Source organism: Chitinophaga sp. MM2321 (assembly GCF_964033635.1).
Taxonomy (GTDB): Bacteria; Bacteroidota; Bacteroidia; order Chitinophagales; family Chitinophagaceae; genus Chitinophaga.
This window is the reverse complement of the sequence record NZ_OZ035533.1, coordinates 3,259,891-3,278,515: the sequence shown is the minus strand read 5'-3', so window position 1 is coordinate 3,278,515 and position 18,625 is coordinate 3,259,891. Positions and strand designations below refer to the sequence as shown.

The 18,625-nt window shown below is 40.8% G+C and carries 18 protein-coding genes; 11 read left to right on the top strand and 7 right to left on the bottom strand.

The genetic code is table 11. The annotated features are described in order from the left end of the window. Positions 1–16: 16 nt before the first annotated feature. Positions 17–1,534, bottom strand: a complete 1,518-nt coding sequence (locus ABQ275_RS12760; protein WP_349318699.1) for a DNA polymerase III — start codon at positions 1,532–1,534, stop codon at positions 17–19. Between the two features lie 30 nt (positions 1,535–1,564). After that, positions 1,565–2,434 carry a restriction endonuclease gene (locus ABQ275_RS12755; RefSeq protein ID WP_349318698.1) on the bottom strand — a complete coding sequence of 290 codons (870 nt, stop codon included), beginning with the start codon at positions 2,432–2,434 and terminating at the stop codon, positions 1,565–1,567. Between the two features lie 182 nt (positions 2,435–2,616). Between ABQ275_RS12755 and ABQ275_RS12750 the strand changes: the two genes are divergently transcribed. After that, positions 2,617–3,699 carry a hypothetical protein gene (locus ABQ275_RS12750; RefSeq protein WP_349318697.1) on the top strand — a complete coding sequence of 361 codons (1,083 nt, stop codon included), beginning with the start codon at positions 2,617–2,619 and terminating at the stop codon, positions 3,697–3,699. Between the two features lie 145 nt (positions 3,700–3,844). Here ABQ275_RS12750 and ABQ275_RS12745 read toward each other — a convergent pair whose 3' ends face one another. Both ABQ275_RS12745 and ABQ275_RS12740 read right to left on the bottom strand, forming a co-directional pair. Further along, positions 3,845–6,238, bottom strand: coding sequence for a phosphoketolase family protein (locus ABQ275_RS12745; protein WP_349318696.1), 2,394 nt, complete (start codon positions 6,236–6,238; stop codon positions 3,845–3,847). Beyond that, entirely contained in the window at positions 6,231–7,442 is a 1,212-nt protein-coding gene (locus ABQ275_RS12740) for an acetate/propionate family kinase (RefSeq protein WP_349318695.1), read from the bottom strand. The genes ABQ275_RS12745 and ABQ275_RS12740 overlap by 8 nt, the downstream gene beginning before the upstream one ends. Positions 7,443–7,576: 134 nt before the next feature. Here ABQ275_RS12740 and ABQ275_RS12735 point away from each other — a divergent pair, with 134 nt between their 5' ends. Then, positions 7,577–7,660: a DUF2200 family protein gene (locus ABQ275_RS12735; RefSeq protein ID WP_349318795.1), complete on the top strand. Its 84-nt coding sequence runs from the start codon at positions 7,577–7,579 to the stop codon at positions 7,658–7,660. On the opposite strand, the gene ABQ275_RS12730 is transcribed toward ABQ275_RS12735, so the two are convergent. Next, positions 7,657–8,553, bottom strand: a complete 897-nt coding sequence (locus ABQ275_RS12730; RefSeq protein WP_349318694.1) for a helix-turn-helix transcriptional regulator — start codon at positions 8,551–8,553, stop codon at positions 7,657–7,659. The two genes, ABQ275_RS12735 and ABQ275_RS12730, sit on opposite strands and share 4 nt — an antisense overlap. A 178-nt stretch (positions 8,554–8,731) precedes the next feature. On the opposite strand from ABQ275_RS12730, the gene ABQ275_RS12725 reads away from it, so the two are divergent. Genes ABQ275_RS12725 through ABQ275_RS12715 form a run of 3 tightly spaced genes read left to right on the top strand, consistent with a single transcriptional unit; the run spans position 8,732 to position 10,998 of the window. After that, positions 8,732–9,298, top strand: a complete 567-nt coding sequence (locus ABQ275_RS12725; RefSeq protein ID WP_349318693.1) for a DapH/DapD/GlmU-related protein — start codon at positions 8,732–8,734, stop codon at positions 9,296–9,298. A gap of 2 nt (positions 9,299–9,300) precedes the next feature. After that, positions 9,301–10,485, top strand: a complete 1,185-nt coding sequence (locus ABQ275_RS12720) for an NAD(P)-dependent alcohol dehydrogenase (protein WP_349318692.1) — start codon at positions 9,301–9,303, stop codon at positions 10,483–10,485. 27 nt (positions 10,486–10,512) lie between these two features. Further along, positions 10,513–10,998, top strand: coding sequence for a cyclophilin-like fold protein (locus ABQ275_RS12715; RefSeq protein WP_349318691.1), 486 nt, complete (start codon positions 10,513–10,515; stop codon positions 10,996–10,998). A gap of 66 nt (positions 10,999–11,064) precedes the next feature. Here ABQ275_RS12715 and ABQ275_RS12710 read toward each other — a convergent pair whose 3' ends face one another. Then, positions 11,065–11,961, bottom strand: a complete 897-nt coding sequence (locus tag ABQ275_RS12710) for a helix-turn-helix transcriptional regulator (RefSeq protein WP_349318690.1) — start codon at positions 11,959–11,961, stop codon at positions 11,065–11,067. Between the two features lie 180 nt (positions 11,962–12,141). Here ABQ275_RS12710 and ABQ275_RS12705 point away from each other — a divergent pair, with 180 nt between their 5' ends. The 6 genes from ABQ275_RS12705 (at position 12,142) to ABQ275_RS12680 (ending at position 16,991) form a co-directional block, all read left to right on the top strand. Beyond that, positions 12,142–12,993, top strand: coding sequence for an aldo/keto reductase (locus ABQ275_RS12705; protein ID WP_349318689.1), 852 nt, complete (start codon positions 12,142–12,144; stop codon positions 12,991–12,993). A gap of 64 nt (positions 12,994–13,057) precedes the next feature. Next, the gene (locus ABQ275_RS12700) at positions 13,058–14,140 is read left to right on the top strand and encodes an alpha/beta fold hydrolase (RefSeq protein ID WP_349318688.1); all 1,083 of its coding nucleotides are present in this window, start codon (positions 13,058–13,060) and stop codon (positions 14,138–14,140) included. Positions 14,141–14,194: 54 nt separating this feature from the next. Then, positions 14,195–14,650, top strand: coding sequence for a nuclear transport factor 2 family protein (locus ABQ275_RS12695; RefSeq protein WP_349318687.1), 456 nt, complete (start codon positions 14,195–14,197; stop codon positions 14,648–14,650). Positions 14,651–14,663: 13 nt separating this feature from the next. Beyond that, positions 14,664–15,389, top strand: coding sequence for a carboxymuconolactone decarboxylase family protein (locus ABQ275_RS12690; protein WP_349318686.1), 726 nt, complete (start codon positions 14,664–14,666; stop codon positions 15,387–15,389). 15 nt (positions 15,390–15,404) lie between these two features. After that, entirely contained in the window at positions 15,405–16,463 is a 1,059-nt protein-coding gene (locus tag ABQ275_RS12685) for an alpha/beta hydrolase (RefSeq protein WP_349318685.1), read from the top strand. Between the two features lie 39 nt (positions 16,464–16,502). Beyond that, positions 16,503–16,991: a cupin domain-containing protein gene (locus ABQ275_RS12680; protein WP_349318684.1), complete on the top strand. Its 489-nt coding sequence runs from the start codon at positions 16,503–16,505 to the stop codon at positions 16,989–16,991. 31 nt (positions 16,992–17,022) lie between these two features. Here ABQ275_RS12680 and ABQ275_RS12675 read toward each other — a convergent pair whose 3' ends face one another. After that, positions 17,023–18,597: a Na+/H+ antiporter gene (locus tag ABQ275_RS12675; RefSeq protein WP_349318683.1), complete on the bottom strand. Its 1,575-nt coding sequence runs from the start codon at positions 18,595–18,597 to the stop codon at positions 17,023–17,025. Positions 18,598–18,625: the final 28 nt, after the last annotated feature.

Below are 18,625 nucleotides of genomic sequence, written 5' to 3'. Positions count from 1 at the left end.
TTCCCTTCCAGGCAGATCAGGCTACCTTGTTGATGGCAGCCACCTTGTCCGTCTTAAATTTTTCAATTCCTTCCCAGTTGCGGGTATTAAGAATGTCTGTCTTGCTACAACCGCCTCTTCTGGCTACCCGGATTCCCAGTTGCATAAAATCAAATTGTGTTAACCCGTGTGCGTCAGTGTCAATAACCAGTTTTACGCCTTTGGCGACTGCCTTTCTTACCAGTGTATCATTCAAGTCCAGTCTGTTAGGACGGGCGTTTATCTCCATGGCCGTTCCGGTGGCAGCAGCTTTGTCGAATAACTGATCCCAGTTGACAGGGTAGGGATTCCTGCTCCCGATAAGTCTGCCGCTGGGATGGCCAATACAATGAACATAAGGATTTTCACAGGCTTTCATTAACCTGGAAGTATTATCTTTTGTAAAGTGGCTGTGGATAGAAGCAATTACCCAATCGAACTGTTTCAGTATTTCATCAGGTAACGATAGCTGTCCGTTTTCCAGGATGTCAACTTCTACTCCTTTTTTCACATAGTCATATCCCAACTGGTCGTTAACACTTTTTATTTCAGCAGCCTGAAGTGAAATGTCGCTTGTTTTCAACACGTGACCGACCCTTTCATTGGATGCATGATCTGTGATAACTATGTATTGATAGTGGGGGAAGACATCAAACATATAGCGGGCAATATGTGCGATGCTTTCTTCTCCGTCACTCCAGTCGCTGTGTATCTGCATATCACCCTTTAATTGGTCAAAGGTAGGCAGGGAAGGTAATTTATGCTGAACGGTAATATTGGGAATAGCTTGTTCTTCTCTCAGTTCAGGTGTTACATAATCCAGTAACATATACTGAAAGATTTCTTCCTCTTTATCGGTGGCTATGTACTGATTATTTTTAACGTCGTACAAGCCATCAGGGGTAAGCCGGTATCCTTTATTAGTCGCCATATTTTCCATAAAGACGTTGTAGCTTTTAGAGCCAGTATAGTATAACAGCGCCGCTCCGTAATGTTTTTCATCAGTCAGGTAGAAATATACTAACAATTGATTGTGTAATACGATACATATTCTGTTTTTACCGGCAGCAATAATGCGCTCTGTTAATCCCATGCGAGCTACCTTGTACAATAACTTTTTTCTGTCGGGTCCATTTACTTGTACTATTATATCGATATCTCCAATGGTATCTTTACCTCTTCTGATACTACCAGCTAATGAAGCCCTTTTTACTTCAGGAAACTGCCGGATGGTTTGTAATACCTCTTCCCCTTGCAACATAGCGTCCCACAATTGAATACGACTCTCTGTATCTTTGTGAAGTTTTAAGCTCCGCCTGATATTTTTTTTATTTTCCGCTGTTAATTCCCGGATGCCATCGAGTTGTTCCTTCGCCACGGCAGCGGTTAGCTCATGCAGATTTTTTATTCCGAGTTTTTTACAGATGAGGTTCACTTTGTTGGCAGTAATACCCCTGATATCCATGAGTTCCACCAGTGTAGAAGGGATTATTTTGGTGTTTGAACGTGGTTTCATAATACTTGGATTTTATTATACATTTAGTAATCAGACCCATTCCAGTTTTGCTATATTTTCACATAGATGTCGTACTTCTGTAATGGCTATGTTATATCTGGGGCCAGTAATGTTTGTGTCTGTCAGAAAATGAGGATTTTCAATCAGTGTACGGCATAACACCACGCCTTTTTCCAATAGCATACATTTCTCATGACGGCTCAATGTAGAAAGACAGGTTACAGGATAGAGACCAGCTTTATCAATAATATCTTTTAGTCCTTTGCCAGCGGGATAATCCCATGATAATAGGTTTAATCCCATACATGCCGCATATTGAGTGGCGTCCTGTGTGATCCGTGTATTGGTTATCAGCCATCCCTGGTATTCCTGTTGGTTTTTATTGTCTATCTCTTTCATCTTCCATTCGATATCCTTAAAACGCGATTGCACATACAGTGGAATTTTTACATCGCAGTGTGTTCCCTGAAGCTGATGATACTTGCATTCAATAATATAAGTTCGCTTGTTTTTCTCAGCATGGATATCTACTTCATGTGTGATACAATGACCTGTCATCATCTCATTGGTGGTGGCAGCATAACCTGCTTGTCTGAAAAGTTCAGCAACGTACTGTTCAAATGGGAATCCGGAAGGCCCCAGTTCAAATATGGCTTGTTTAAGTCGGTACCGCCCTGCTACTTGCCGGGATGACTTCTTTAGTAAATCATACGCAGCCTTATAGATCATGCGGGTAGGCATGTTTGGGTACACCTGTTTATACAGCTCACTGAGTATTTTTTCTATTAATTCAGGTGAAGCTCCTGATCGCTTTAGCGACCGTTTGATCTTTTCAGATGAAAATGGCACAGTGGTTCCACTGGCCTTTGTCACGAATATCGATGGTTGCTTTGATTCCATAATCCAAAGTGTTTCTATTGCTAATTTATGCTTATACGGATATCCGTTATCTGATGTTAATTAACCTTTTTAGTGATTGTCGTCATGTATTAATGTAAAGGCCTTGAAACCCTGATGATAATCAATAACTCCAATGAGCTATATCATTCTTTACAGCTATGAGATCATATAATTTGGTAAGTATGAAAATGGTACTGAAGTTTATAAACGGGATATTTATTACTACTGTTCTTTTATGGATGGGAGCTTTAGTATTATATGTTTTTACAACTATTGATTTGTTGTCTTTCCGGCAATGGGAAGATATGAAGCTGGTAGGACATCCGCACAGGGCAGTTATATCCTCGCCCGAAGCTGTTACGGGTGTTGAAATCGATCATCATGCCATTACAGATACAGTCCTGTATAATAAACTACTGCTTCACCTGGTACATAACCAGCCATCCGTTAAATGGCCTGTAAATGCAGGCTATCCATTGCCGGGAGCACTATTGCCCTACAATAGGATTGTTGCCTTTTATGGCAATCTGTATTCCAGCAGGATGGGTATACTGGGCGAATTACCGGGTGATGACATGATAAAGCAGTTGGCTGAGGAAGTAGATAAATGGCAGCAGGCAGATACCTGTATACCGGTGGTTCCTGCTTTGCATTACATTGCCGTTACTGCCCAGAGAGAACCTGGAAAAGACCGGAAGTACAGACTACATATGCCGCAGCGTGAAATTGATAAAGTATTCAGTCTGGCTGAAAATGCACATGCAATTGTTTTCCTGGATGTTCAGCCGGGATTAAGTTCGCTTCAGGAAGAGCTTCCTCTATTGGAAAAATACCTGATACGCCCGGATGTGCACCTGGGTATTGACCCGGAATATTCCATGAAAAACGGGCAGATCCCCTGTGCCTCCATAGGTACTTTTGATGCAGCGGATATTAATTATGCAATCTCCTGGCTGGCGGCGTTGGTACGGCAACATAATCTGCCACCTAAGATCCTTGTTGTGCACCGCTTCACACAAGGAATGTTAACGAATTATAAAAACATCCGTATACAACCAGAAGTACAACTCGTAATGAATATGGATGGTTTTGGTGATATAGCCAAAAAGATAGATACCTATAAGTGCTGGATCTCTGGAGAACCCGTACAATTTACAGGGTTCAAATTATTTTATAAAAATGATATCATAACAGGAGGACATTTGATGCAACCAACAGAAGTATTGGCGTTGTATCCTCAGCCTGTATATATTCAATATCAGTAATGATTTACTACACATCAGTTACGAACAATTAAATAGTCAGCTGAAAGTGCTTGCAGACAATGGATATCATACCATATTGCGGGATGAACTGCTGGCGTATTTAACTGAGAATAAAGCTTTACCTGTACATCCGCTTATTTATATGTTAGTAGCTCCATTCCCAGTTTCTTACTTCCGGCATATCTTCGCCGTTAGCCTGTATGTATTGTTTATGTTCAACCAGTTTATCCTGTAGTTGTTGCTTAAGATATACGCCTTTACTACCGGTTTGAGGTAAGCGGTCTATCACATCCATCGCCAGATGAAAGCGGTCCATTTCATTCAGTACAGTCATATCAAAGGCAGTGGTAACAGTACCTTCTTCTTTATACCCTCTTACATGGATATTACTATTATTGATTCTGCTGTAAGTTAACCGGTGAATGAGCCATGGATACCCATGAAAAGCAAAAATAACTGGTTTGGAAGTAGTAAAGAGGGAATTAAAATCATTGTCACTTAATCCGTGTGGATGTTCTGTTTGTCTTTCCAGCTTTAGGAGATCAACAATATTGATGACCCTGATCTTTAGTTCCGGCAGATGTTCTCTGAGGATAGATACCGCGGCAAGTGTTTCCAATGTGGGTACATCGCCGCTACAGGCCATCACCACATCAGGTTCGCATTCCTGGTCATTACTGGCCCAGCTCCAGATACTTAATCCACGGGTACAATGTTGAATGGCCTCTTCCATACTAAGCCATTGGGGGGATGGGTGTTTTCCTGCAATGATTACATTGACATAGTGCATACTACGGAGGCAGTGATCCATTACAGATAACAGACAGTTTGAATCAGGAGGAAGGTATACCCGCACGATTTCTGCTTTCTTATTAATAACATGATCAATAAAACCAGGGTCCTGATGAGTAAATCCATTATGGTCCTGCCGCCATACGGTGGAAGTCAGTAGTATGTTTAATGAAGGGATCTTTCTGCGCCAGGGAATTTCCCGGGTCATTTTTAGCCATTTGGCATGTTGGTTAAACATGGAGTCGACTATATGAATGAATGCTTCATAACAGTTGAATATTCCATACCTGCCTGTCAGCAGGTAGCCTTCCAGCCAGCCTTCACATTGGTGTTCGCTTAGCATCTCCATAACTTTTCCTGATGAGGCGAGGAATTCATCATTTTCTTCGGTGTCAGCGTTCCATTGACGGTTGGTAATTTCAAATACGGCTTCCAGGCGATTGGATACGGTTTCATCAGGTCCAAAGATGCGGAAGTTGTTATTGTCTTCATTCTGGTGAATAATATCCCGTAAAAAGCGTCCGCTAACATGAACATCTCCTTCGCCCATTTTCCCCCGTGCAGGGTAATTAATCGCGTAGTTACGAAAATCAGGCATTTTGAGCGTTTTCGTCAGTAAGCCACCATTAGCGTGAAGATTTGCTCCCATGCGTTTTTCACCTTTAGGAGCCAAGGCTGCAATATCTTTGTTAAGCCGTCCATTTTCGTCAAAGAGTTCTGCCGGTTTATAGCTTTTCATCCAGGCTTCCAGCATAGGAAGATGATCTGCTGGTCCGTTGGCAGCAACAGTCAAAGGGATCTGATGAGAGCGGAAATTACCTTCTATTTTGTATCCATCCACCATCCTGGGGCCTGTCCAGCCTTTAGGAGATCTAAGAATGATCATTGGCCAACGGGGACGGTCAACCTTTAGATGATCTGCAGCCTGCTGTTTTATGCGCTTTATCTGACTGATCGCGCTATCCAGTGCTGCTGCCATCGCCTGATGCATTTCGGAGGGCTCCGAACCTTCCACAAATAGTGGCGCCCAACCATAACCTGAAAACAGTTGCTCCAACTCTGTATGTGAGATCCTGGCCAATACTGTTGGGTTGGAAATCTTATATCCATTTAGATGCAGGATGGGTAATACAACTCCATCTGTAGCAGGATTCAGGAATTTGTTGGAATGCCAGGATGTGGCCAACGGGCCTGTTTCAGCTTCTCCATCGCCTACTACACAGGCTACAATAAGGGAGGGGTTGTCTAACACGGCTCCAAATGAATGACTAAGGGAGTAACCCAGCTCACCTCCTTCGTGAATGGAACCTGGTGTTTGCGGAGAAGCATGACTGGAAATACCACCGGGGTAGGAAAACTGTGTAAACAGTTTCCTGAGGCCATCCTCATCCTGCGTAATGGCGGGGTATACTTCACTATAGGTTCCTTCCAGGTAAGTACCGGCAACCACAGCGGGACCGCCATGCCCGGGGCCGGATATATAGAGCATACTAAGGTCATGTTTGCAGATGATCCTGTTGAGATGTGTATAAATGAAATTTTGACCCGGTGTTGTTCCCCAATGACCTAATTGCATTTTTTTTATGTGTTCCATCCGCAATGGCTCTCTTAATAACGGATTATCCCGGAGATATAGTTGGCCTACTGATATATAGTTAGCAGCACGCCAATAGGCATGCATCTTATCCAGTAGGGCTGGTGACAAAGGCGCATCTTTGCTGATGGCTGTTTCGGTTACATTATTCATTTTGATAAGTTTTTCCTGATAACGATATTATTCCATCACGGATCATTTTATTAACTATTTGTGCCATCATCCATGCTTCATCCGTTGATATGATCCTGATAGTAACTTTTCCGGTATCAACAGATATAATCTTATTGTTCTCCTGATTGCTTCGGGCATCCAGTTTAATTCCCAGGAAGTCTAAATTTTCACAAATCCGTTGTCTGATGCCGGGAGCGTTTTCCCCGATACCACCGGAAAATATCAATGTATCAATGCCGCCCAGCGCCGCTGCATAGGCGCCGATCTTTTTTTTGACCTCATAACAAAACAGGTCCACAGCTTCTTTGGCTCTGAAATCGGTGCTTTCCCGTACAAGTAAATCTGCCATATCGCCACTGGTTTCTGCAATTCCCAGTAACCCTGATTCATGGTTAATAAGTTGGTTGAATTGATCAGGAGACAGATTTCCGGATTTCATGATATACCACGCCACGCCTGGGTCAAGGTCACCACTTCTACTGCTCATTGGGATACCGGCGGCTGGGGTAAAAGCCATACTGGTATCCATACTTTGCCCGTGATGAACAGCGGCTAAACTGGCCCCATTGCCCAGGTGCGCCAATATTACACGGCCATTGGCAACATCCTTACCGGCTGTTTTTTCTAATGCCTGAATCAGGTACTGATAGGATAAGCCATGAAAGCCGTACCGGCTGATTCCTTGGCTTTCAAAACGCCGTGGTATGGGTAACAACCTGGCCACACGGGGCATTGTTTGGTGAAAAGCAGTATCAAAACAGGCAACCTGAACTGTGCCCGGAAAATATTGCTGGAAAACTTCAATCAGGTTGATTTCATTTGGAAGATGATCCGGATCATAAGGAATAATCTGTTTTAACGATGCCAGAAGAGCTTCGGTAATAACAGTAGGAGCAGTGTGTTGCATGCCATGAACGATCCTATGAGCAATGGCGGTTATTTTTTCAACATCCATTTGGCGTTCCAACCATTTTGCCAGGTAATTAATAATTGAAGGATAATCATTAGCAGTATCAAGCTGAATAGTCTCTGCTAACTGGCTGTCAGCTTTTAGGGTCTTGAAACTAATAGTCGTTTTGCCAATGTGATCAATTTGCCCGGAAAAAACCTTTTCTGGTTGTTCCGTTTGTTTGAAAATGGCAAATTTGATGCTGGACGAGCCACCATTGACAACTAATAGCATAGTAACGTATTTAGGTGTTGGTAAACAGGTTCAAAGCTCCTGCTTTGCTAATCGTATTACAATGACGGTCATCAGGTGTTTTCTTGACAGTTATCATAACAATATAATTTGTGGGGAATAAGGTCTCATATAAAATGTCTTTTGCAAGTGTTTATCCACATTACATTCAAAAAGCGGAGAAAAAAGGCCGCACAAAAGATGAAGTAGATGAAATTTAATTCAAATTCCTGTACTCATTAGGCGTTATACCTGTTTTTTGTTTAAAAAGCCGGGTAAAGTGTTGTTGATACTTAAACCCTAATTCATTTGCAATATCATTGAGAGACTTAGAAGCGTCAAATATCCTTTCTTTTGCTTCATTGATCAGCTTAGACTGAATGTAGTCTAACGCAGTATTGCCGGTTTCCTTTTTAATAAGGTCGCCAAAGTAATTAGGTGAAAGATGCAACTCCTCCGCACAATAGCTTACACTTGGTAAACCCAATGTTTGTGCGCTGCCGGATTTGAAATAGTCATTCAATAGATTTTCAAAACGCACCAAAATATCTCTATTTATCTTGCTGCGGGTAATGAACTGGCGGTCATAAAAACGCATACAGTAGTTAAGAAACAATTCAATATTTGACACAATCAGTGTTTTGCTATGCTTATCAATATTTTGCTCAATTTCAGCAGCAATTTTTTCCAGACAGTCAATGATAGTCTTCCTTTCTTTTTTTGAAAGATGTAACGCTTCATTCACTTCATATGAAAAGAAGGAATAATCTTTCATGTTTTTCCCTAACGGTGTGCCTGCAATAAGGTCGGGATGAAAAAGGAGGGCATAGCCGGAAGGTTTTATAGCAGCACCTTTGCTATCGATACCATAAACCTGCCCAGGAGATATAAAAACCAATGTCCCGTCTTCATAATCGTAAGGTTGACAGCCGTAGGTAATATCACCGCATTTTATATTCTTCAGAAATACAGCATATATGCCCATATATCGCCTAAAGTGCTGTATAGTGGGCACTTCGTTAAAATTGATGACGCTTACCAGCGGATGCAACGTATCTACACCGGCATAATGGTTATATTCCCCTACGGTATTTATCCTTTCTACTTGTTCCATAGTTTAAACTTTTACTATGCAAATTTAGCAAACATACCTTTGTACTACATATACACTATAGTAAAATCAGTAAAACTGGTAAATAAAACAGTATTCTGTATAAAGCGGATATGATTGATAATCATGAAATTTGCAATAGAAATTAATCGGAATGAACATCCAAATATAAATGTATACAATGATGCACGGAAAAGATATTTTTGATAGACTTAAAGCCGGCGGACCTATCCGACTAAACGACCCCGGATATTCTAAAATCAATGAGGTTGTTAACCATACTATAAGGCTTTCCCAGCAGCTCAATACGGCTACAGATACCGATCAGATCCGTAAATACTTGAGCGAGATCATTGGTATGACCATAGATGAGACTACCATCATATTTTCGCCCTTTTATACCAACTTCGGTAGGTTTATTCAAATAGGCAAAAATGTTTTTATCAACCATGCCTGTTCCTTTCTCGATATGGGAGGAATTACCATAGAGGATGAAGTTTTGATTGGTCCGAAGGTAAACCTCATTACCGAAAATCATCCCCTAGATCCCAATGACAGAAGCGCATTGATTACGAAGCCCATTATCGTCAGGCGAAAAGCATGGATTGGAGCTGGCGCAACCATTTTGCCTGGAGTGACCATCGGCGAAAATGCGGTTGTTGCAGCTGGGGCAGTAGTATCCAAAGATGTTCCAGCTAATACCGTTGTCGGAGGTGTTCCGGCGAAAGAGATTAAACATATAGGATAAAAATGGAAGAAAATAAAAAACAACCATCCAGAAGAAAATTTATTCAGCAAACTACATTGGCGGGTGCAGGCATAATGCTTGCAAACCCTTTGCAGATTTTTTCACAAACCAATAAATCAACAGCAGTGAATATGAATATAAAATCAAGAGGCTATGCAGGAAAGGACGAACAGGGGAAATTGGGGCTTTGGAGTTTTGAGCGCAGGCCAGTTGGCGATGAGGATATTTTAATTGAAATCAAATATTCCGGTATTTGCCATTCTGATATCCACACCATCAAAGGGCATTGGGGAAAACAACTGTATCCACAAGTTCCAGGTCACGAAATTGCAGGCCTTGTTACAGCGATCGGCAAAAATGTAACAAAATTCAAAGTAGGTGATAAAGCAGGTGTAGGTTGCATGGTAAACAGTTGTATGCAGTGCGAAAGCTGTAAAAACGGCGAAGAGCACCATTGCGAAACTACCGGAATGGTAGGTACTTACGGTGCATCTGAAAAATCATCACCAACGGGTATTACACAGGGTGGATATGCTAATAATATTGTAATAACAGAACATTTCGCTATTAAAATTCCTGAAAGTATTGAGTTGAAATATGCAGCACCATTGCTTTGTGCCGGAATAACCACTTATTCACCAATGATGAAAATGAAAATTAAAAAAGGTGATAAAATTGGTGTAGTTGGCATTGGTGGTTTAGGACATATGGCAATTAAACTGGCAGTTTCAAAAGGTGCAGAAGTGTATGCGTTTACTACTTCCCCATCAAAAGTAAATGACATTAAAGGGTTCGGTGCTAAAGAAGTGATCATTGTTGATACACCTGACAAATTGAAACCCTGGTTTGGCAAAATGGATTATATGATTTCTACAGTTCCTTATGCTTACGATATGTCCAATTACATTTCTTGCGTAAAACCTTACGGATATTTCACACAGGTTGGGCAACCGATTAATGGAGAATTGACTATCAACAACTTCAATATGATTTTTAATCGTGTAAACTTTAACGGTTCGCTTATCGGCGGTATTCCTGAAACACAGGAAGTAATGGATTATTGTGCTGAAAACAAAATCTATCCACAGATACAAATTATTAAAAGCGAAGAAATAAATGATGCCTGGCATAAAGTAGTGAATAAAGAAGCCCGTTACAGATATGTGATTGATGCAACAACATTTTAAATAGCATATAAAACAAAAGAAATCAGAATGAAACATTCATTGTTAATCTTCCTTTTGGCTATATCAACTGTTATAAACAGTGCGTCATCCTGCGATAGAAGCGGTGGCCCTGCTTCCGGAAGCAAAAAAACAGAAAGCAATAATGATAACAAGGATACTATGAATCGAAAAATAAAGATCAGCATTAATTCGAAAACCTTTACAGCAACATTGTTGGACAATAATTCAGCGAAAGCCCTCATAGAGATGTTGCCAATGACCATTGAAATGGTTGAACTGAACGGAAATGAAAAATTTTTCGACTTGTCAAAAAATCTCCCTATAAATTCTTCTAACCCAGGAATAATAAAAAATGGAGATATTATGCTTTATGGCTCAAGGACGTTAGTATTGTTTTATAAAGCGTTTTCAACCTCATACAGCTATACAAAAATTGGGAGTGTGGAAGATACAGCTGGTCTGGCAACTGCGCTTGGTTCGGGAACTATAAAAGTTGTTTTTGAAGCGGACTAAAGTACCAAAAATAGCTAACATTGAATAATAGCTATGAATTTTACTTAATCCGATCGCTGGGAGTTATTAATTCAAACTCCTGTACTCATTAGGCGTATAACCCACACGGCTTTTGAATAACCGGCTAAAATGTTGTGGATACTTAAATCCCAATTCATATGCAATCTCGTTGATTGTCTTATTGGTATCAAAAATCTTATTCTTAGCTATATCAATTATCTTATTCTGGATGTACTCCTGTGGAGATTTGCCTGTTTCTTTTTTGATTAGATCACCAAAATAATTGGCTGATAAATGAAGCTCATCAGCAAAGTAAGCTACAGAAGGCAGCCCAATACTATAGGGCTTTTCGGATGTGAAATAACTATTCAGTAATTCTTCAAAGTTTTCCAGTATTCCCTTATTGATGTTCTCCCTGGTAATAAACTGACGGTCATAAAACCGCTCACAGTAATTCAGGAACAGTTCAATATTGGAAGCAATCAACTTTTTGCTATGCTTATCAACGGATTGGCTTAATTCATATTCAATCTTAGAAAAGCAATCAAAAACAATTTTCCTTTCTTTATCAGACAAATGCAATGCCTCATTGGTGTTATAATTGAAAAAGCTATACTCATTCAGACTTTTGGCAAGAGAGGTACCTTTTATCAGGTCCGGATGAAAAACCAAGCCATGTCCCTTTGGCTGGTAATAATCAACCTTGTTTTCTACATCGAGTACCTGTCCGGGAGAAATGAATACTAATGTGCCTTCTTCATAGTCGTAATAATTACAGCCATACTTTAAATCTCCACAGTGTACTTCCTTGAGGAAAATGCAGTAAAGTCCAAAAGTCATGCGGGAACCTGTTCTTTTCTTCGCTTTTGAGAAATCAACGATACTGACTAATGGATGTAAAGTTTCATGGTTATTAAAAGCATTGTATTGGCTTACTGTATCAAAATTATATGCCTGCTCCATAGCTATTACTTTTTATGCTGATACAAAATTAAACATTCTGCTATAACAAAAACAGCAGGAACATTGTAATCAGTAATATTGGTAGTAAAATCCGTAATCGGTATACTAATACACTCAATAGCAAACCGGAACTTTGCAATATCAGAAGTGCTGTATAAAGAACAGTTAAATAATTGAGAAATGGAAACAGTTAAGTTAAACAACGGAGTAGTAATGCCAATCCTGGGATTTGGCGTTTTCCAGATACCCGAAGCCGCTGAATGTGAAAGAGCTGTTATAAACGCAATTGAAACGGGCTACCGGCTGATTGATACTGCGGCTTCCTACCTGAATGAGGCTGCTGTAGGTAATGCTATTAAAAATAGTGGGATAGCCAGGGACGAATTGTTTATTACGACCAAACTTTGGGTACAGGATACAGGTTACGAAAAAACAAAGGCCGCGTTTCAAAGGTCTTTAGAAAGATTGCAATTGGATTATCTGGACCTGTATTTGATCCATCAGCCTTATGGCGATATTTTTGGTTCGTGGAGAGCCATGCAGGAATTATATCATGAAGGAAAAATAAAAGCCATCGGCGTAGCCAATTTTCACCCCGATCGTATGATGGATTTAATTATAAACAGTGGTTTTACACCTGCTGTTAATCAGATTGAAACCCATCCGTTTCACCAACAGATTGACAATCAAAAGTTTTTACAGGAAGCCAATGTACAAATACAGTCTTGGGGACCATTTGCAGAAGGCAAAAACAACATATTCCACAATGAGGTATTATCGGTTATCGGTGAAAAATATAATAAATCGGTAGCGCAGGTAATTCTCCGTTGGTTAACCCAAAGAGGTATTGTGGCTATTCCTAAATCCGTTCGTAAAGAAAGGATGGCTGAAAATTTCAACATTTTTGATTTTGAACTTTCAGCGGAGGACTTACAAGCCATCGCTGCTTTAGATACCAGTTCAAGCTTGTTCTTCGACCATAGAGACCCTACAATGGTAAAGTGGTTGAGCGAACGGAAATTAGCCATCTAACGCTAAAAGTTACAAAAATGGATCATAGGCTTCATCCGACAGATAAAGACATAAAAATTAACAGATGAATAAGAAATTAAAGAGATATCTGGGTGCATTAACATTATTGGCTTCATCAATATCGCTTAATGCTCAAAATAAGCAAGCCCCGTTAGTCATTGCCAGCCAAGGCAGCTTTGCCGTCGGAGGAACAACGATTACAGCACCCGGAACCTTCGATGTGAATAATGCCTTGAAGCCACAGGGACAAACCTTTCACGGGGACCATGCCTATGCTTTTTATCAAATACCGGTAAAAGCCCGTAAATATCCCCTGGTTTTTTTGCATGGGGCCGGACAGTCCAAAAAAACATGGGAATCCACCCCTGACGGAAGAGAAGGGTTTCAGACTATTTTTCTGAGGCGGGGTTTTGGCGTTTATCTGCTCGACCAACCCAGACGTGGCGATGCCGGGAAGAGTACCGTTTCGGCAACTATAATCCCAACTCCTGACGAACAGTTCTGGTTCACACAATTCAGGATCGGTAATTATCCCGATTACTTCCCAGGTGTTCAATTCCCGAAAGACACAGCTTCTCTTGAACAGTTTTTCAGGCAAATGACCCCCAATACAGGAAATTTTGACGGCAACGTTATCTCGGATGCGGTTTCCGGGTTATTCAATAAGATCGGAGAAGGTATCCTGGTCACCCATTCACAGGGAGGTGGTCCGGGCTGGTTTACAGCCATCAAAAATGATAAGGTAAAAGCGGTTGTAGCCTACGAACCGTACAGCAGTTTCCTGTTCCCCGAAGGAGAGGCGCCGCAACCGATAAAATCAGCGGGTCTTTTTGGCGAACTGAAAGGCGTGGAAATACCCTTATCCGATTTTCTTAAGCTAACCAAAATACCGATTGTTATTTACTATGGCGATAATATCGCTAAGGAGCCTACTGACGTATGGAATAAAGACCATTGGCGTTCGGGGCTTGAAATGGCGAAAATCTGGGCTGCCACCATCAATAAACATGGAGGCGATGCAACGGTAGTACACTTGCCGGAAATTGGTATCAAAGGCAATACACACTTTCCCTTTTCAGACCTGAACAATATGCAGGTAGCGGACGAACTGTCGAAATGGTTAAAGGAAAAACGTTTGGATAAGTAATATTGGTAGTCATTTCCGTAATCTGATCCGTAAAATTTATAAATAACTATCTGTATGAAAGCATTAATGCTCGGACTCTTTTTAATCCTTATGAGTGTACAATGGTCCTTTGCACAAAGTTCTTCCACGGACCAGGAAATCATTCATCTTTCCAAAGAAAAGTGGCAGTGGATGGCGGATAAAAATACAGCTACGCTGGATAGTCTCTTTCACGAGAAATCCGTGTTCGTCCACATGGGTGGCTCCTGGGGAAAAGAACAGGAACTCAGTGTAATCAAAAGCGGAGGTATCTGGTACAAGAAAGCAGACATCCATGAAGTATCTGTGCATGTAATTGATAATACTGCCATCCTTTTAAATAGAATTGATTTGTTAGCCGTTGTTGGTGGAAACGAAGTGACCAACCCATTTATGGTGACGGAAGTCTATATCAAACAAAACGGAACCTGGAAATTAGGCTCGTTATCGTTTACCAGGCTACTGACGCCTTCCACCAATAACAATCATTAGAAACTTATCAAAAATGAGAAAGATCTTTATCGGATTAGTTATCATATTAAGTGCTGTTTCCTTTATGCTGAAAGCGCAAAGCAATCTGGGTGAAAATATGACATTAAGCGCCAAACAACAAAGCATTATTGGTATTGCGGCAGTTACGGCAAAAGGTGATCTGGCAAAGCTAAAAACAGCATTGAATGCCGGCCTTGAAGCAGGATTGACGGTTAACCAGATCAAGGAAGTCATTGTTCATCTCTATGCTTACGCCGGATTTCCCCGTAGCATTCGGGGATTGCAGACTTTTATGACCGTATTGGATGAGCGCAAGGCCAAAGGTATCAATGATGTGATAGGTGCTGAAGCCTCTCCAATTAATGCTGAACGCAGCAAGTACGATCGGGGTAAGGCGATATTGGAAGAATTAACCGGTGTGCAGGAGACGGGGCCGAAAACCGGGTATGCAGCATTTGCTCCGGTAATAGAAGTATTTCTCAAAGAGCACCTGTTTGCCGATATTTTTGAACGGGATGTACTGACGTATTCAGATAGAGAATTAGTAACCGTATCGGTCCTCAGCAGTATTGGTGGCGTGGAACCCATGTTGCGCTCCCATTTGAATATTTGTCTGAATGTTGGTTTAAAGCCGGAACAGTTGCAACAATTTGTAGGGATCATTCAATCAACTATTGGTAAAAAAGAAGCAAAAGTAGCGCAAAAAGTGTTGGACGAAGTCCTGAAAAGTAAGAAGTAAAATTTTAAGAATAGTATGAAAAAGACAACATTATTAATCGCATTAATTATATCAACAGTAATTATTCAACATGTAAATGCGCAGATTCCAGTGGAAAATAAGAATCCTGCCGAATTTTTGAATACAAAAATTTATCCTTTAAGGGATGCTGAAAACGGTGTGAAAATTCAAAAAGTTGCTTACCAGAACCGGTTTCAGATCAATATAGTGGCTAATTTATTTCTGCCACCAAATTATGATGTCAATAAGAAGTACGCGGCCATCGTTGTAGGTCCTCCTTTTGGTGGTGTAAAGGAACAGACTTCAGGTCTGCATGCCCAAAAATTAGCGGAACTGGGTTATGTAACCTTAGCTTACGATCCCGTGTTTATTGGAGAAAGTGGTGGATATCCCCGTCATATCGAATCTCCGGAAATGAAAGTTGAGGATTTTAGTGCAGCTATCGATTTTCTGAGCAATCATGTGTTGGTAGATAAAAACCGCATTGGCGTATTGGGCGTATGTGCCAGCGGTGGCTATTCTGTGGCTGCAACTGCGATAGACCATCGTATAAAGGCACTTGCAACAGTGAGTATGTATGATATGGGGCGTGCCCGCAGACAAGGGGTCGGTGATATCATTCCATTTGAGCAAAGAATGAAAACCTTGGATGAAATCGGTGAACAACGCACCAGAGAATTTGCCGGAGCGCAGCGAAAAGATATCCGTGCATTACCCGAAAAAGTAGATTCCACTACACCTGAATTTGCCCGTGAGTTTTTGGATTACTACGATACACCAAGAGGAAATCATCCTAACTCAACCGCCTGGTATTCTTACACCAGCCTTGCACCGATGATGAATTTCTTTCCTTTTGCACAGATTGAAACCATTTCGCCACGACCACTGTTATTTATTGCAGGAGAAAAAGCAGTATCGAAATATTTTAGTGAAGATGCCTATTCAAAAGCAAAAGAGCCTAAAGAATTGTACGTGGTTCCTGGAGCGAATCATGTTGATCTGTATGACCAACCCCAATACATGAAATACTCTTTGAAAAAACTGAATGAGTTTTATAAGCAGTACCTGAAATAGAAAACTGTAACTGTACATTTAAAATAAAAGAAGTGTAATATGAAAAAATTAGTAGAGTACATACCGTTAGCTTTTGTTTTTATGTTCATGGCTTGCGATAATAAAGCGAAAACTGAAAATGCTGCCACGGCGGAATCAGATAATATGATTTTTGCAAAAGGAGAAAAAATAACCAACGATAATTTTACTGGCACTGCCTGGCTGAACAGTTTAGTTCAGGCAGATAGTATCAATCAGAATGCCGTAGGCAGTGTGACCTTTGAGCCAGGGACAAGAACAAAATGGCATGCACATCCGGCAGGACAAATTATACTGGCGCTGGATGGGGTAGGGTACTATCAGGAAAAAGGAAGTCCAAAAATCATTGTTAAAAAGGGCGATGTCGTAAAATGTCCGGCAAATATTCCTCACTGGCATGGCGCAAGTGAGGATACAAAATTTGTTCAGATAGCAATAACAGGAAGAGAAAAAGGTGAAACGGCTTGGCTGGAAACGGTAACTGATGAAGAATACCATGGCAAGCCATGACAAAGGCTATAACATCATCAGCGTAACCAGGTTACAGAAAACTTAGTTTTTCCTCCTCCATATCCAGGTATCTCAAATGTTTTCGAATGATTTCTTCATCAAGTGTTTTTTCATCATTGTTTTTTTGAATCAGCCATTGCCTTTGTTGATTTAGAATATCGAGATAAACGAGTTTGCATTCTTCTGCCATAAGTTCATTATCAGCTATAGCCATATTTTGTTCCCATTTTCGGGCCATTTGTTGCAATACCGGTTGATTACTTAATTGTTCACTGTAATGGGTTTTTAAATGTATTAAAGCGTTTTCAGCCAATTGTATCCGGATGGTATGATAAACTTCCTCTTCAGATAAGGTCTCGTCAAGGTTCGGGATTTGTATTTTTCTGATCAGATAAGGTAAGGTTAGTCCTTGAATTAATAAGGTCAAAAGGATAACAATAAACGTAATAAAAAGAATAAGATTCCGCTGTGGAAATGCAGCGCCATCTGGCAGATGTAGCGGAATAGATAAAGCGGCTGCAAGTGATACAACCCCGCGCATACCCGTCCATCCAAGTATAAAAGGGACTTTGTAGCCGGGGTTTCTTGTGTCGGCTACAGTAATAAAGTTACGTGCAATAAGTGTAATCATTACTGCCCCGTAAGCCGATAGTATCCGGCCTACAATCAATACGACAGTAATTAATACCCCGTAACCGATTGCAGATGATATGCTCACACCTTCCAGTCCTGCTGTGATTTCAGGTAAATCTAAGCCGATAAGCATAAATACCAATCCATTCAATATAAAGCAAAGGCTTTCCCAGACATTTACACCACGTAATCGCGAAGTACTGCTCAGAAAGAGATGTCTTTTGTTGGATAAAAATAATCCGCCACTTACCACGGCTAATACACCAGAACTGTGTAATTCTTCAGCAGAGAGGTACATGATATACGGCGTTACCATAGTCAATACTATATCCATATTGGTATCAGTAGGCAGATATTGATGAACTTTCATGAAGATCCAGCCGATCACCAAACCAATACCAACACCACCAATGAGCATCCAGCTAAAGCTCAGCGCAGCTTCATACCAAACAAACTGACCAGTTGCCACCGCTATCAAAGCGAAACGGAAAATAATCAGTGAAGAGGAATCATTCAATAAGCTTTCTCCTTCTAATATCGATGACATTCTTTTGGGTACTTTTACAAATTTTAATATTGCACCTGCACTTACCGCATCTGGTGGTGACACGATTCCGCCCAATAAGAAACCCAGTACCAATGAAAAGCCAGGGATAAAATGGTTAGCCACAAATGCGACCGACATGGCTGTAAGAAATACCACGACAAAAGCAAAACTGGTAATGATGCGGCGCCAACGCCACAGTTCTTTCCAGGAAATACCCCATGCCGCTTCATATAGCAGAGGGGGTAAGAAGATTAAGAAAATAAGTTCAGGGTCAATATGCATGGTCGGTATCCCGGGAATAAAGCTGATGAGTAATCCAGCTATTACCAGGAGTACGGGATAGGCTACCTTTATTTTGTTTGCCAGCATGATCAGTAATACAATGGCAACAATCAAACTCAGATAATAAGGAAAGCTTTCTAGCATCAATAGAAATTTATATAGTACAATTTAG